The 15,771-nt window shown below is 61.0% G+C and carries 12 protein-coding genes and 1 pseudogene; 5 read left to right on the top strand and 8 right to left on the bottom strand.

Translation table 11 applies throughout. From position 1 onward, the window contains the following. Both ACEK02_RS27970 and ACEK02_RS27965 read right to left on the bottom strand, forming a co-directional pair. Positions 1-479 (bottom strand): annotated as a pseudogene (locus ACEK02_RS27970) (nitrate ABC transporter, permease protein); the annotation flags it as partial. Positions 480-519: 40 nt separating this feature from the next. Continuing rightward, on the bottom strand, positions 520-1,827 hold the full coding sequence (locus ACEK02_RS27965) for a CmpA/NrtA family ABC transporter substrate-binding protein (RefSeq protein ID WP_371424726.1): 1,308 nt from the start codon (positions 1,825-1,827) through the stop codon (positions 520-522). Positions 1,828-2,247: 420 nt separating this feature from the next. Between ACEK02_RS27965 and ACEK02_RS27960 the strand changes: the two genes are divergently transcribed. After that, on the top strand, positions 2,248-2,763 hold the full coding sequence (locus ACEK02_RS27960; RefSeq protein WP_371424725.1) for a hypothetical protein: 516 nt from the start codon (positions 2,248-2,250) through the stop codon (positions 2,761-2,763). A gap of 28 nt (positions 2,764-2,791) precedes the next feature. Here ACEK02_RS27960 and ACEK02_RS27955 read toward each other — a convergent pair whose 3' ends face one another. After that, the gene (locus ACEK02_RS27955) at positions 2,792-3,703 is read right to left on the bottom strand and encodes an intradiol ring-cleavage dioxygenase (protein ID WP_371424724.1); all 912 of its coding nucleotides are present in this window, start codon (positions 3,701-3,703) and stop codon (positions 2,792-2,794) included. Positions 3,704-3,855: 152 nt separating this feature from the next. Here ACEK02_RS27955 and ACEK02_RS27950 point away from each other — a divergent pair, with 152 nt between their 5' ends. The 3 genes from ACEK02_RS27950 to ACEK02_RS27940 all read left to right on the top strand — a co-directional run bounded on the left by ACEK02_RS27950 (position 3,856) and on the right by ACEK02_RS27940 (position 7,600). Beyond that, a complete protein-coding gene (locus ACEK02_RS27950) occupies positions 3,856-5,112 on the top strand; it encodes a serine hydrolase domain-containing protein (RefSeq protein ID WP_371424723.1) in 1,257 nt (418 codons plus the stop codon). Between the two features lie 630 nt (positions 5,113-5,742). Further along, on the top strand, positions 5,743-6,114 hold the full coding sequence (locus ACEK02_RS27945) for a helix-turn-helix domain-containing protein (RefSeq protein ID WP_089265251.1): 372 nt from the start codon (positions 5,743-5,745) through the stop codon (positions 6,112-6,114). Between the two features lie 163 nt (positions 6,115-6,277). Further along, positions 6,278-7,600: a dicarboxylate/amino acid:cation symporter gene (locus ACEK02_RS27940; RefSeq protein WP_371424722.1), complete on the top strand. Its 1,323-nt coding sequence runs from the start codon at positions 6,278-6,280 to the stop codon at positions 7,598-7,600. A gap of 67 nt (positions 7,601-7,667) precedes the next feature. Here ACEK02_RS27940 and ACEK02_RS27935 read toward each other — a convergent pair whose 3' ends face one another. The 4 genes from ACEK02_RS27935 to ACEK02_RS27920 form a co-directional block, all read right to left on the bottom strand. Beyond that, entirely contained in the window at positions 7,668-8,735 is a 1,068-nt protein-coding gene (locus ACEK02_RS27935) for an alcohol dehydrogenase (protein ID WP_371424721.1), read from the bottom strand. A gap of 123 nt (positions 8,736-8,858) precedes the next feature. Beyond that, positions 8,859-11,180: a xanthine dehydrogenase family protein molybdopterin-binding subunit gene (locus ACEK02_RS27930; protein WP_371424720.1), complete on the bottom strand. Its 2,322-nt coding sequence runs from the start codon at positions 11,178-11,180 to the stop codon at positions 8,859-8,861. A gap of 141 nt (positions 11,181-11,321) precedes the next feature. Next, positions 11,322-12,197 (bottom strand): dihydrodipicolinate synthase family protein, encoded by an 876-nt coding sequence (locus ACEK02_RS27925; RefSeq protein ID WP_371424719.1) that lies wholly within the window; start codon positions 12,195-12,197, stop codon positions 11,322-11,324. 17 nt (positions 12,198-12,214) lie between these two features. After that, positions 12,215-13,483, bottom strand: a complete 1,269-nt coding sequence (locus ACEK02_RS27920; protein ID WP_371424718.1) for an allantoate amidohydrolase — start codon at positions 13,481-13,483, stop codon at positions 12,215-12,217. Between the two features lie 143 nt (positions 13,484-13,626). Here ACEK02_RS27920 and ACEK02_RS27915 point away from each other — a divergent pair, with 143 nt between their 5' ends. Continuing rightward, on the top strand, positions 13,627-14,124 hold the full coding sequence (locus ACEK02_RS27915) for a nucleoside deaminase (RefSeq protein ID WP_371424717.1): 498 nt from the start codon (positions 13,627-13,629) through the stop codon (positions 14,122-14,124). Between the two features lie 134 nt (positions 14,125-14,258). Here ACEK02_RS27915 and ACEK02_RS27910 read toward each other — a convergent pair whose 3' ends face one another. Then, positions 14,259-15,302 (bottom strand): hypothetical protein, encoded by a 1,044-nt coding sequence (locus ACEK02_RS27910; RefSeq protein WP_371424716.1) that lies wholly within the window; start codon positions 15,300-15,302, stop codon positions 14,259-14,261. Between the last annotated feature and the right edge of the window lie 469 nt (positions 15,303-15,771).

Below are 15,771 nucleotides of genomic sequence, written 5' to 3'. Positions count from 1 at the left end.
GCGGCGAGCGCCAGCGGCAGCCAGGCCAGCGGCGGGATCGTGCGCAGCACCTGGAAGATCGGATCGAGGCCACGCATCGCCCAGACCGACTGACCAACCAGCGTGCCGAGTGCGATACCGACGACCGCAGCAAGCGAGTAGCCGAAGGCGACGCGCTGAAGACTCGCCGACAGATGCCAGAACAGACCCTTGTCGATGCCGCCGTGATCGAAGAACGGATCGAAGATCAGCTCCTTGGTGTCCTGATAGACCTTGGATGGCGGCGGCAGGGTCGAGCCCGCACGCCGACATACCAGCTCCCAGAGCACCATCAGCAGTGCGAAGACGATCAGCGGCGGAACAATGCGCGCTGCGGCATCCTTGGCTGCCTTGATATATTTGTCGGTGTTGGGGGCCAGCTTCGGAGCCAGTGCGACACTGGCTACCGGCGGCTTCGCCAGTGCCGTTGCCGGCTCGGTCTTGATAACTTGCATATTCATCGCACTGATCTCCGTCATTTCAGCAGGGCCTGCGCTGGTCTCAGACTTCGACGCGCTTGATGGCGAGCGATTTCAGATAGGCAGCCGGGTTCTCGGGATCGAATACCTTGCCATCGAAGAATGTCTCCTGACCGCGCGACGTCGAGACCGGCAGCGCGGCGCCCATCTCCTTGGCGGCTTCCTTCCACAGGTCCTCACGATTGACCTTCGCGATCAGCGCCTTGCTGTCGAAGCCCGCTTCATATTTGCCCCAGCGGATGTCCTCGGTCATGAACCAGAGATCGTGGCTCTGATAGGGATAGGAGGCGAAGTCGTCCCAGAACTTCATGATGTGCGGCGAATTCTCGACGACCCGGCCGGTGCCGTAGTCGAACTTGCCCTTGACGCGATCGGTGACGTCTTCCACCGGGCAATTGATCCATTGGCGCTTGGCATTGATCGCCGCGACCTCGTCGCGATTCTCGGCCTTCTCGCAGAACTGCTGCGCTTCCATGACGGCCATCAGCAGCGCCTTGGCGGCCTTCGGATTCTTGTCGACCCAGGCAGCGCGCATGCCGAGCGACTTCTCGGGATGCTTGTTCCAGAGTTCGCCGGTGGTGAGCGCGGTGTAACCGATGTTCTGATGAATGAGCTGCAGATTCCACGGCTCGCATACGCAGAAGCAATCCATGGTGCCAACTTTCATGTTGGCGACCATCTGCGGCGGCGGCACGACGATGGTTTCGATATCCTTGTCGGGATCGATGCCGCCGGCCGCGAGCCAGTATCGGATCCAGAGATCATGGGTACCACCCGGGAAGGTCATGGCGGCCTTCACCGACTTGCCCGAGGCCTTCTTCTTGTCGATCGCATCCTTGAACGGCTTGGTATCGAGGCCGATCTTGAGATCCGCATATTCCTTGCCGACCGAGATGCTCTGGCCGTTCAGATTGAGGCGCGCCAGAATATACATCGGCGTCGGCACGTTGTTCTGCGTCACCTTGCCAGACGAGATCAGGTACGGCATCGGCGTCAGGATATGCGCGCCATCGATGCCGTTGCCTTCGGAGCCGAGCACGAGGTTATCGCGCGTGGTGCCCCACGAGGCCTGCTTCAGCACTTCGGTGTCCGGCAGACCATATTTGGCGAAGATTCCCTTTTCCTTGGCGACGAATAGCGGCGCCGCATCGGTCAGCGCGATGAAGCCGAGTTTGGCGCCCTTCACCTCGGGACCAGCCCCCTGAGCGAAGGCGCCGGCGGGGAAGTTGAGCTTGGCAGCCGCGAGCAAGGCAGCGGTACCCGCGCCGGCTTTCAGAAGCTGGCGGCGGCTGATCTTACGGCCCGGCTTGTTGGTCTCTGGCTTCGTCATGTGCTGCTGTCGTCCTTTCGCGCCTGGGATAAGCCGGCACCGTCATTGGCCCCTCGTCACAGCGCACCTCGGATCGAAGGCGTACGGACATAGCGGCGCGCCTGGGGAAAGCCCCCATGATGGCAGTGCTGGCTGGTGATTGATTGTGACGGCTACAATGGCGTCGCCAAGAACTATTCAAGGTTCGTGCCAGACGCCGCCTGACGGAAATTCCGATCAATTGCAGCCACTTACTTAAAAGCAAGCGGGCCAGCGCGGAGAACCACACGCACCGAAAATTTGCTGACCGCTTATTTATTGTGCGACGCACACGTAATGAGCAGCACAGAAAAGAGGTGCTGATGTACATGGCTGGGCGGCACGCCGATGAGCGGATAGGTGCTATCAACCGGGTCCAGTTTCTTGCGAACGGACCGCCCCATGCAGACCATTCCGGTAACCACCGAACCCGCCCGCGCATCGCTCCGGAAGGTGATGAGCACCCTGAAGGCGGCAGCCGTGGTGTCCGCGGCAGCGATCCTGTCCCAGGGCAAAAGCGACCTCGAGGCAAATGCCGCGGCAGCGACCGGCCATTTCGATGATGTGTCCCGGCAGCTTCATGCGTTCCGCAAGGACGCCCTTCAGAACGCACTCTCCCCCGCCCAAACCGGCGGCAAGACAGTGGACGTCGATATCGATGCCCTCGATCGTCTCATCGACGATGTCGATCAGCACATCGCCCGGACCAAGGACGCACTCCTCGCGGTCGCTGAAAGCGCCGACCGCAGCGGCCTCGAAGCCTTTGCCGAGCACTTGGGCCATCTCGGCCACGCGCTGCAGGAGGTGACCGCCCTCATCGCGCCATCACCATCGCCCGGCGAAGCCCCGTTCCTGTTCGACCAGCTCTTCCTGGAATCGCTGCAGGAACTCTCGCAACGCGACTGGAGCGCGACCTGACCGCAGATCGCAAGACGGCTGGGACAGCTTAAGCCCCTGCCTGTTCCGGCATCATCGGCTGCGGAACCGTCCCCTCGCCCGGCTTCATCCGGAAATTATAGGTCATCAGATGCCACGGCCCGTTGGCAGGCTGACCGTCGGGCATCAAGGCATCGCTGCGGTTCTCGACAGTGGCGATCAGATCGTCCTTCACGCCGAACACAACATCGGAGTCGAGATATTCGTCCCCCTCGATAAAGACGTGGGTGATCAACGGCTCATAGCCGGGAGCCGCGACCAGGAAATGCACATGCGCCGGACGCATCGGATGGCGCCCCGTCTTCAGCACCAGGTCGCCAGCCGGGCCATCGGTCGGGATCGGATAGCTGCATGGCAGAATGGTGCGGAAGAACAGCCGGCCATCGTTGTCCGTGATGAAGCGCGCCCGCGACGACGGGCCCTGTGTGGCATAGCTGGCCTTCTGCGAGTCATAGAAGCCGTCGTCGTCAGCATGCCAGACATCCACCGGCACGCCGGCCAGAGGCTTGCGATCGAGATCGGTGACGCGGCTTTGCACGAACATGCGATCGCCCGGGAGGCCCGGAGAGATATCGGCACCATGAGGCATCACAGGATGCTCGCCGACATAGAACGGCCCGAGCACCGTCGTCTGTGTGGCCCCCTCACGCTCCCTGTGGTTGACGGCATCGACCAGCATCGAGACGCCCAGCACGTCAGAGAGCAAAATGAACTCCTGCCGGATCGGCGTACATTTCTGGCCCGTGCGTGTCAGGAAGTCGATCGCCACTTCCCATTCGCCGAAAGTGAGATCGGTCCGCCGGACATAGTCGTGCAGTGACTTCACGAGTTCCTGCAGCAGGAATCTCGTACGCGGATCGGGCGTCTTGTCGAAGCTCTGGATGACGGCTGCAGTGAGTTCAGTGTCATTGAATTGGGTCATAATTCCATCCTGAGCAACGCGCCGCGATTACATCTTTAACGATACACGAAACAGAGCTTCGCGTAAGCTCACCGCGCTACGAATCCATATGGACAGCGGCTGATTTCCATCAATAGAAATGAGCCGCGCCTACACATCGGAGTGATGCTGCAATGCCGTCGTCCCAGAGCCTGAGCCCCTCGTCTGCGTCTCCCGAACAAGTCGGCATGTCGACCACGGCGCTGGCCCGCATCGAGCAGCATCTCAAGCAGCGCTATGTCGATGCCGGCCGCTTTCCCGGCACACGCCTTCTCGTCTATCGTCGCGGCGAGATCGTGCACAGCACGGTGCAGGGCTTTGCCGATGTGGAGCGCAAGGTCCCCGTCAAGGGTGATACGATCTTTCGCATCTATTCGATGACCAAGCCGATCACGACTGTCGCCTTCATGATGCTGGTGGAGGAAGGGCGCGTCGCACTCGATGAACCCGTTCACAAATATATTCCTGAATGGGCCAATCTCGGCGTATTTCAGGCTGGCGTGACGGCGCCGTTCCTGACGAAGCCACCGGCCCGCCCAATGCAGATCATCGACCTGCTGCGTCACACATCCGGGCTCACTTACGGATTCCAGCAGCGCACCAATGTCGATGCCGCCTATCGTGCGCTCAAGATCGGCGAGGTCGAAAAATCCGGCACGCTGACGTCAATGATTTCGGATCTCGCCAAAATCCCACTGGAGTTCTCGCCGGGCGATGCGTGGAATTATTCGGTCTCGACCGATGTCGTCGGCTATCTCGTGGAGAAGATCAGCGGGAAACCCTTCGAACAATTTCTGCAGGAGCGTATCTTCGATCCGCTTGGCATGACTGATACCAGTTTCTTTGTGCCTGCCGACAAGGCGCATCGCTTCGCTGCCTGCTACGCCGCCGATGGCAAGGGCGGCCTCACTCTTCAGGACGATCCCGCGACGAGTTCGTTTCTGTCGCCGCCTTCGATGATCTCCGGCGGCGGCGGCCTGTGCTCCACAACCGCTGACTATCTCACCTTCTGCCGCGCACTCCTCAATGGCGGCGCGCTCGGCGACGTGCGCCTGCTCGCTCCGAAGACGATTGCGTTGATGACCAGCAACCATCTGCCCGGTGGTCGCGATCTCACCGAAATGTCGAAGTCGATGTTCAGCGAAGCGAGCTATGCCGGCATCGGCTTCGGACTTGGATTTTCGGTGACGATGAATCCGGCCAAGACCATGATCCCGGGCAGCGCCGGCGAGTATGCATGGGGCGGCGCGGCGAGCACGGCGTTCTGGATCGATCCGGCCGAACAGCTGATCGCAATCTTTATGACGCAGCTGTTGCCATCGAGCGCCTATCCGATCCGGCGCGAGCTGCGTACCATGATCTACTCCGCGATTACCGACAGCAATATTTAGTAACGAATGACCTGATCAATATTGCTCAGTTGGTACGTGCATCAAGCCCGGTCGCGCTCAGCACATCCAGAACGAATCAAAAATGAAATTCTCTCTCAGTGAGAATTTGGGATGAAACCTCAGGTGCGTATTATACCTAACAACAACCAACCACGGAATTGTGATGCTACGTCGATACTACGCAGGAGGTCGTAAAATGCGAAATTGCAGCTGGAAATCGCATGGAATGCTGCATGCCTGAGATTCGTAACCTACGAATGCGAACGACTCTCAGTTATCCTGCGTGCGTCAGGCAACTCACGTGTGTATAGCATGATGACCAACTTCTACTTTCGCTTCCGCCGCAAGGTCTGCATCGATAGAAACTGAGCCGCGCTAGTCGTTGGAAGCTTTGCAAACGATGCGAAGTAGCAACTGAGTACCGCAAGGTTTTTTTGCACGATTGGATGACCCTCGCGATTGCATGTCGATCAATTCGCGTATCGCGGCAATTTCAGCCATCCCAATTGTCATGACGATGTGTATAACAGAGATGCCTTTGAAAGTTAGCTTTAAGGGCTCTCGGGCTAGAAAGCCCTAACAAGAAAATAAAACCAAACTCCCTTATTCAAACAAACTAAATGGTGACGAATGAAGCAACGTAGCGCCGGTAAACCCGACATAGAGATGGGCAAGAGGATCCGTCTTCGTCGTGTTGAGCAGAAAATTTCACAGGCAGATTTGGGCGAAAAACTGGGCGTCAGTTTCCAGCAAGTCCAGAAGTACGAGAAGGGTGTCAATCGCGTTGGCGCTGCGCGTCTTCAGCAGATTGCGACGGCGCTCGATGTACCGGTCACCTTCTTCTACGATGGCGACGGCAAGAGCCGCGAAGTGGAAAGCTTGTTGTTCCTCGATAGCGCTTTCAGCCTCCGCTTGCTGCGCGCCTACAGCCGCATCAAGAGCCAGACGGTCCAGCGCCAGATGGTCGTCCTGATGGAAGCGATTGCCGACGAAGAGAAGTAATCGTCGCATGGCCGCTGGAGCGACCCGGCTGCCGATCGGCTCAATTTCGGCCCCCCTCGACGCGAAAAGGGCTCGCCGTAGCCGCGGCGAGATTTTACGCGTCTGCACCTAGCGGTGGCACGGTTGTTGCTGGAATATTCGTGAACCTCACGGGGAGCGAACCATGTCCACAGCCACGGTCACCGCCATCGAACCAGTCCGCAAGCCTCTCTATCAATCGCTCTTCGTGCAGGTGCTCGTTGCCCTGTTGCTCGGTATCGTGCTTGGTATCGCAGTGCCGGATTTCGCAGTCGGCCTGAAAGTCTTCAGCGACGCCTTCCTCAAACTGATCTCCATGATCGTGGCCCCCATCGTGTTCTGCGTGGTGGTGCATGGCATTGCTGGCGCCGGCGATCTCAAGAAGGTCGGCAGGGTTGGCGTCAAGGCGCTGATCTATTTCGAGGCCATGACCACGCTGGCGCTCGTTGTTGGGCTGGTACTGGCCTATCTGTTCGGGCCGGGTCACGGCATGAACATCAATCCGGCTTCGCTCGACGGCAAGGCACTCACGACAGTCGCCGACAACGCGCACAAGCTGCAGGGCGGCGGCATCGGCAGCTTCCTGCTCAACATCATTCCGACCACCTCGTTCGACGCCCTGGCGCGCAACGACGTATTGCAGGTGCTGTTCTTCGCCATCCTCTTCGGCACCAGCCTGGCGCTGGTCGGCGGCGAGAAGGGCGAACGCATCTCCAGTTTCATCGAAGCCGTATCGACCGTTCTGTTTCGCGCCATGGGCCTGATCGTGCGGCTTGCGCCGATCGGCGTGCTCGGCGCTGTCGCCTATACGGTCGGCCGTTACGGCGTCGGCTCGCTGAAGCAACTCGTCTCGCTGGTCGTGCTGTTCTATGTCTCGGTCGCGATCTTCGTCTTCGGCGTGCTCGGTGGCGTGATGGCGCTGGCCGGGCTGAACATCGTCAAATTCCTGAACTACCTGCGCGAGGAACTCACCATCGTGCTGGCCACCGCGTCATCGGATGCCGTGCTGCCGCAGGTCATGCGCAAACTCGAACGGCTCGGCGTCAGGGACAACGTGGTCGGCCTGGTGATCCCGACCGGATACTCGTTCAACCTCGACGCGTTCTCGATCTATCTGACACTGGCCGTGGTGTTCATCGCCCAGGCCACGAATACGCCCCTGTCCTTCGGCGATCTCTTGCTGGTGCTTGGTGTCTCGCTGGTCACATCGAAGGGCGCGCATGGCGTGCCCGGTTCGGCGATCGTGATCCTCGCGGCGACGCTGAATGCCGTGCCGAGCATTCCTGCCATCGGCCTCGTCCTGGTGCTGTCGGTGGACTGGTTCATCGGCATGGCCCGCGCGCTCGGCAACCTGATCGGCAACTGCGTCGCCACCGTCGTGGTCGGCGCATGGGAAGGCGATCTCGACCATGCCCAGGCCAGGCGCGTGCTGGATGGTGAGGAGCTGGTGGATGTGACGGCCGGCTAATTGCCTTCGAGGCAAAAAAGAAGCGACCAGAAGGCCGCTTCTCGGTGTCAGAACGAATGCTTCAACCTTACGCCGGCGTGAGGATCGCGCGGCCGACCAGCTTGCCATCCTTCAGGTCGTTCAGCGCCGCATTGGCCTTTGCGAGCGGCATCGGACTCGTCGGGATCGGCTGCACCTTCTTGGTGCGCACCAGTTCCAGCAGCTCCTTGGTCTCGCGGAGATTGCCGACATAGCTGCCCTGGATGGTCAGCGCCTTCATGGCGATCAGCGGCAGCGCCCAGGTGGCGCCGCCACCGAACAGGCCGACCATGATCAGCTTGCCGCCCTTGGAGAGGATGTCAAAGCCGAGCTGGGTGGTCTGCGCATTGCCGACGAGATCGATCACCGACAGGATCGGCTGACCAGCCGCCTGCGCAAGCTGCGCCAGTGCATCGGGCGCATTGCCGTCCACGGCCGCGAGCGCGCCGGCCGTCATCGCCGCTTCGCGCTTCTTGGCGTCGATATCCACCACGATGGCGCCCTTGCCGCCCATGGCCTTGAGCAGGCTCAACGCCATCAGGCCGAGGCCGCCGGCACCGAAGATCACGATCGGATTGCCGAGATCGCTCTCGATCTTCTTCAGCGCGCTATAGGTGGTGACGCCCGAGCAGGCGTAGGGCGCGGCGATGACCGGATCCATGCCCTTGAGGTCGATCAGATAGCGCGGATGCGGCACAAGCAGATGGTCCGAATAGCCGCCATCGCAATGCACGCCGAGGCAGCGCGGCGCGAGACACAGATTCTCGTCGCCGGCGAGACAGACCGCGCATTTGCCGCAACCGATCCATGGATAGGCCAGCGCGATATCACCGATCTTGACGCCGCCGGCCTCCTGCTGCGCATCCGGACCGAAGGCAATGACTTCACCGACGGTCTCGTGACCCATGGTGCGCGGCAGCGTGATGCCACGGTCCTTCAACGACAGTTTCTTGCGGCCGTGGCCGAGCTCATAGCCGCCTTCCCAGATATGCAGGTCGCTATGGCAGACGCCAGCAGCCTTCACGCGGATCAGCACCTGCGTGCCGGTCGGCTGCGGGGTCTGCTCGTCGACCTCGCCGAGCGGTTCGTTGAATTCAAGAACCTTGAAGCTCTTCATTGTGTTTTCTCTCCCGGTTGAAGTTTGTTCTTGTAGGATGGGTAGAGCGAAGCGAAACCCATCACACTTGCGTTTCGGATTGATGGGTTTCGCGAAGACGCTCTACCCATCCTACGTTCCGAGCTACGTTGCGCTTGCGCCCCTGATCGCTTCCCACACCTTGAGCGGCGACAACGGCGTGTTGAGCTGCTTGATACCGAGCGGTTCGAGCGCATCAAGAACGCCATTGACGATGCAGGGTGGGCCGCCGATCGCACCGGACTCGCCGCAGCCCTTCGATCCCAACGGATTGGTGACGCAGGGAGCAGAGCCATCCAGCGTCACCGACAGCATCGGCAGATCGCCAGCGCGCGGGATGCAATAGTCCTGATAGCTCGCAGTGATGAGCTGGCCATCCTCGTCGTAATACGTGTTCTCGAACAGCGCCTGACCGATGCCCTGCGCCACGCCGCCATGGATCTGGCCGGTCACCAGCATCGGATTCACCGCGACGCCGACATCGTCGACCGTGGTGTAGCGAACGACATTGGTGATGCCGGTCTCCGGATCGATCTCGACCTCGCAGATATGCGTGCCGTTCGGCCATGTCGGCCCATCCGCCACGCCGGTCGACTCGACGCTCAGCTGTTCGCCGTCTTCGGCCTTCGCGATCTCGAACAGGCCGACGCGTTTGTCGGTGCCGACGACGGTGAGGAAGCCCGCGGAATATTCGATGTCCTCGACCGAGGCTTCCAGCATGTTGGCCGCTTTCTCACGCGCCTTGGCGATCATGTCGGCGGCCGACACCACCGCCGCAGTACCGCCGACGAACAGCGACCGCGAACCGACACTGCCCATGCCGACGATCACATCGGTGTCGCCCTGAATCACATCGATCTTGTCGATGCCGATGCCGAGCGCCTCGGAGACGAGCTGCGAATAGGCGGTCTGCAGGCCCTGCCCCATCGCCATCGTGCCGGAATGCAGGATGACGCGGCCATTGGCCGTCGCGCGCAGGCTGACCTTCTCGGTGGTGCCCGGGCCGCCGGTCCATTCGATATAGCTGGTGAGCCCGCGTCCATAGAGCAGGCCTTTCTTCTTCGCCGCCTTCTTGCGCGCGGCGAAGCCGTCCCAATCGGCGAGTTCGGTGGCGCGGTCGAGCATGTGCGCGAAGGCGCCGCTGTCATAGGTCTGGCCGACAGCGTTCTTGTAGGGAAACTGCGTGGGCTTGATGTAGTTCACCTTGCGAATGGCGCGCGGGTCCATGCCGATCTGGCGGGCGGCAGCATCCATCAGGCGTTCAATGATGAACACGGCCTCCGGTCGCCCGGCACCGCGATAGGCCCCCACCGGTGCTGTGTTCGTGATGACAGCCTTGATGTCGTAATGCACCAGCTGCAGATCATAGACGCCGGTCTGCACGAATGGCCCGAGCACCAGCGGAATGATGATCGCGGTGCCGGACATATAAGCGCCGGTGCCGCCGATCGAGCGCACCCGATAGGCCTGGATGCGGCCCTTGGCGTCGAGCGCAATTTCCGCCGTCGAGGTCAGGTCGCGGCCATGGGTGCCACCGACGAAATCGTCGGTGCGATCGCCGCGCCAGCGGATGGTGCGGCCGAGTTTCACGGCCGCATAAGCGACGATGCCGTCTTCGGGATACAGGCTGGTCTTCTGGCCGAACCCGCCTCCGATGTCGCCAACGACCACGCGGATACTGTCCTTCGGACGCTTCAGGATCGAGTCCGCCAGGATGTCGCGGGTCGATGCAGGCGTTTGCGATTGCACGTGAAGCGTCAGCTTGCCGGTCTTCTTGTCGATTTCAGCGATGGCGCTGCGTGGCTCCATGGCGGACGGCACCAGACGCTGGCTGGTGATATCGAGGGAGACCGTGTGCTTTGCCGCGGCGAATGCCGCCTCGACCTTGGCAGGATCGCCATAGCTGGTCGCCGCAACGATGTTGTCCGGCGCCTCTGGCCAGACCGCCGGCGCGCCCGGCTTGATGGCCTCGACGGGATCAACGATAGCCGGCAGGACGTCGTAGCTGACGTCGATCGCCTCAGCGGCGAGTTGCGCGGCGGCACGCGAGGTCGCGACGATCGCCGCGACCGTCTCGCCGGCGAAGCGGACGAATTCATACGCCAGCAGACGGCGCGGCGGAAAGGTCGCCGCAGAGCCGTCGGGTCGCTTGAAAATCGGCAGTGTCGGCAGGGTGCCGACATCCTCGGCAACGAGGTCGGCGCCCGTGTAGATCGCCTGCACACCCGGCATCGCCTTGGCGGCGGTCACATCGATCGCGGTGATCTTGGCATGGGCATGTGGCGAGCGCAGCAGATGCAGCCAGAGCGCACCGTCTTCCGGTCTGTCGTCGATGAATTTGCCCTGTCCGGTGAGAAGTCTCTGATCTTCAAGGCGCTTGGGAGAAAGACCAGCGCCGAAGCGCAGATTGCCGGGCAGAATGTTCATTAAAAGTCCCTTGAATATCGGCTGACCTGTTCGGTTCTAGCGCATAAACAGTGCGCCAGCCAACAGCTCTCCCGCACAATGCTGCGAGACGGAATGCGCATGAGCGCTGCCCGTTTTGCGCGTCTGGCGGCAACGAATCGATCAGCCGACATCCCGCAAAACAGCCTCGATCACCTTGCGCTCGTCCGCGGTCAAAGCCGGCTGCGGCGCCACGGGATCGCCGACGTCATAGCCCTGAATCGCCAGGCCCGTCTTGATGCATGCCGCCAGATTATAGCGCGCAAAGGCCTCGTTGAGCCGCCACATCCGCCGTTGCAAGACCATGGCTTCATCCCAGCGATGCGCCTTGCAGAGATTATAGAGTTCGACGCTCTGCTTCGGCACGACGCAGGCCGGCCCCGCCATCCAGCCGACGCCACCGATCAGCATCACAGCCGATGGAATATGCGCCGACGCGGCGAACACTTTCAGTTTGCCGCCGCAGCGGTTGATGATCGACAACAGCCGGCCGGTATTGGTCGAGGCATCCTTGATATACTGGATGCGCGGATGCTCGGCGAGCCGCGCCACCACATCGAGCGTCAGATCCGAACGCTGGAATTGCGGATTGGTGTAGATCACCACGGGAATATCGACGGCATCGGCGATGGCGCGGAAATAGGATTCGATCTGCGCATCCTTGAGCGGGAAATACGCTTCGAGAATTGCCAGGATGCCGTTGGCACCGAGCTTCTGATACGACTTCGCCTGCGCCACCGCATCTGCCGTCGAGGTCGAGGCAACACCGGCCACCACCGGCACGCGTCCCGCGGCCGCGTCGATCGTGGTCTGCACCACCGTCCTGCGCTGCTCGCGGTTGAGATAGGCGAATTCGCCGGTCGAGCCGAGCGGCGTCAGGCCATGCACACCCGCGCCGATGAGATCCCCGCACAGGCGGCCCAGCACATCGGCGCGTATGCGCCCGTCATCATCGGCGGGCGAGACCAGATAGGGAAACACGCCGTGGAAGTCTGTCATTCAACCGCGCCTTACAATTAAATCTTCGGCTTGAAATTCTCGATCACGCGCAGCAGCACCCGCGCGCCGGCTTCGACATCGGCATCTTCCACGTGTTCGGCTGGATTATGACTGATGCCGCCGCGGCACCGCACGAACAACATCGCCACATCGGCGATATCTGCCATCGCCATGCCATCATGGCCGGCGCCGCTCGGCAGCTCGAAGGCACGATAGCCCTCGGCCGTGATCGCATCGGCGATCTGCTTCTGCAGCCAGGGCGCGCAGGGCACCGTCCGGTTCTCATGGGTGATGTTGATCTGCAGATCGAGCTTGCGCGCTTTGGCGATCGACTCGATCTCGCGCACCATGTCGGTGATCGCGAGCTTGCGGTACGAATCCTTCGGAGAGCGGATATCCATGGTGAACGACACCAGCCCGGGAATGACATTGGTCGCGCCCGGCATCGCATTGATATAGCCGACGGTGCCGACCAGGCCCCCGCGATCCGACTGGCAGAATTCCTCGATCGCAACGATACATTCGGCAGCGCCGACCAGCGCATCGCGCCGCATCGCCATGGGCACCGTGCCGGCATGACCGGCCATGCCGTGCAGTTCGACTGCGAGGCGCGTTGCGCCCGAGATGGCCGTCACGACACCCACCGGCAGCTTCTGCGCTTCCAGCACCGGCCCCTGCTCGATATGCAGTTCGAGATAGGCGAGCAGTTCGCCGCGCGCGCGCGCTGCGGCGCCGATATGATCGGGATCGAGGCCGAATGCGATCATCGCCTCGCGCATCGAGATGCCCGCTTTGTCGCGGCCGCCAAGCACGCTCTCGACAAAAGTCCCGGCCACCGCGCGGCTGCCGAGCAATGTTGAGGCGAAGCGCACGCCCTCCTCGTCAGCAAAGGCGGCAATCTCGATGGCGAATGGCAGGCGCAGGCCGCGGCGGTTGAGATCGCCAACGCAGGAAATCGCCGTGATGATCCCGAGCGGCCCGTCCCACCGGCCGGCATCGCGCACCGTGTCGTAATGCGAGCCGAGCATCAGGCACGGCAGACCGGGCCGGTCGCCTTCATAGCGTCCGCAGACATTGCCGATGGCATCGATACGCGCCTGCATGCCGGCGGCCTGCATCCAGCCGATGATCAGTTCGGCGGCAGCACGATGTTCCGGTGTAAGGAATATTCGTGTGATGTTGTCCGGCGCTTCCGAGATCGCAGCCAGCGTATTGATGCGTTCGACGATTTCTCCGCCGAGCGATTGGCCGGAAGCTCCGACGACTTTCTCTTCCATCGCAATCATGCTTCTTTATTCATGCCGCAGGCCCGGCTGCGAATTGAAATACCCGGTCTGCAAATTCTAGTGCGGTTGGCGCGCCAAGGCGAATCCCGCTGGGGGGCCGCCCGAGACCTGCAAATTTGGACGGTCGGGGGACAGGAGCAACCATGAGTGAACCAGACCCGGCAGACCGCGACGAGATGTTTCTCAGATTGTCGTTCGATGCCGCGCGGCGCGCCATGGAGCGCGGCAATCACCCGTTCGGCGCAATCCTGGTCGACGCAAACGGCAAAGTGCTGATGGAGGCCGGCAACGCCTTCATGCCCTCCCATGACGGCACCGCTCATGCCGAGCGGCTGCTGTGCACGGAGGCCTCGCTCGCCTATCGCGAAGAGGTCCTGAAAACCTGCACGCTGTATTCCTCCGCAGAGCCCTGTGCCATGTGCGCGGGCGCGATCTATTGGGTCGGCATTGGCCGGCTGGTTTATGGGCTCGGCGAAGCAAGGCTCAAGGCGATCACCGGCGATCATCCGGAGAATCCCACGCTGGATCTGCCTTGCCGCAATGTCTTTGCCGCCGGGCAGAAGAGCATCGAGGTCGTCGGCCCGCTGCTTGAAGACGAGGCAGCTGCCCAACACGAGAATTTCTGGGCCCAGCTGCGCTAGTGGCACTTCGCTGGCGCCTGCAAAAAGCCGATGGCGCCGCGAGAACATCGCGGCGCCATCAGCCTTGGAGATTGGCCTTGGAGATTGGCCTTGGAGATTGGCCCTGGAGGACTAATCCAGGAAGGCAGCCTGGATCAGAACTTGACGGTGATGCCGGAATACAGCGAGTCCTCGCGGCATGAACCTGGAGCAGCAACGGTACAGGCAAAGCTGGCGTTTTCGTCCAGGCCGAACTTGTTCCTCCACATCCGGTACGCCACCCACACATCGACATTGTGGGTATACTTGGCGCCCCAGATAGCCTTGCTGGCGTCGAAGGTCAGACGGATCGGCTCGGCATTGAGTTCGATTTTCGTGTCGGTGCCGGCGATCTGGCCGTTTTCGCCGCCCTTCTTGCCGTAGAAGCCGGCGCGGCCGCTGACGGAGAAGTAATTGATGCTCTCCGGCAGGAAGCCGAGATCCATGTAGTAGTTCATTTCGACCGCCCAGGTCGGTTTGAACTCGCGGCTGCCATCGGCATTACAGGTCACGCCGGCAACGCCACCAACGCCGAAACCGCACTGAGTGAACGTCGAGTGGTTGGCGAATTCATAGTACAGCAATGGATTGACGTTGAAGAAGCCCTTGTAAGGCAGGTCGAAAGCAAACTGCAGACCGGCCACAACGTCGCGCTTGGATGCCGCGAAGAACCGGTTCTCGGTGCTGCCATCCGCACCGATGACGAATGACACGTTACGCAGCGGGCCCATCGTAAAGGCCTTGGTGTTGAAGACCTCGTTGAAGCCGATCGTGCTGCGGATCAGGCCGTAGATCTCGGTTGCGCCTTCGCAACCCGTGATCGCGGGAAAGCGCGGATCGGCGCAGGGATTCGCCGGGCTGCTCTTGCCCGCCTTTTCGAGGCCGATGTTGAAGAAGTTGGTGCCATAGGTCCACACGTCGAAGTGCGTGAAGGCGAAGACCTGTTTGGTGGTGTTGTTGGTCACGCCGGGATCGACCGCCCCCCACTGATAGGCATAGGTGAAGCGGTTATCGATCAGCAGGAAGAACGGCAGATCCGGGATCGGCTTGGCCTTGACCGGCATGGCCGCCATGTCGGCTGCGCTCGCCGCGCCCATTGGTACCATCGCCGCGAGCGACAGGAATGTCGCGGCTGCGATTGCTCGAAAATGATTGGTCATTGGAATTACCCCCACCTGTTGACAATGATTGCGTGCCTCTTGCGCGAGAGTTGTTGCAATCAGTCCGGGTGAGAAGCCTCAACTTTCCCCACGAGTTGCTACTCGTTTCATCAGCGATGCCCAATGAAATCAGCATTTTATGCTTGAAGCGCCGTGTTTTCAGAGCGGTGAAATGACACCATGCGGGCGCATGCGCGACGCGTCTTAGAGGCTGTAAAGATTGGTATTTTGCGACGTTCTGTCGCAGATTTAATTGAGCCCAGACCCGCCAAATTTGCGCTGCCAATGGATGTTTGCGACGCAAAAAATCTCTGCCCAACTTCTTGTCACGTGAGAAAATCCGACTTTCGAATTCGTCACACCTGTGCCGCAACTGCAACACTTCCATCCAAGTATACAATGCGAAAGTCGAATAACTCCTTTGAGATCAGGTAGAATCTCGACATCGGCGTGCAACCCGCATGGGGAA

The sequence above is a fragment of the Tardiphaga sp. genome, from assembly GCF_041424195.1.
GTDB lineage: Bacteria > Pseudomonadota > Alphaproteobacteria > Rhizobiales > Xanthobacteraceae > Tardiphaga.
This window is presented reverse-complemented; position numbering and strand designations above follow the sequence as displayed.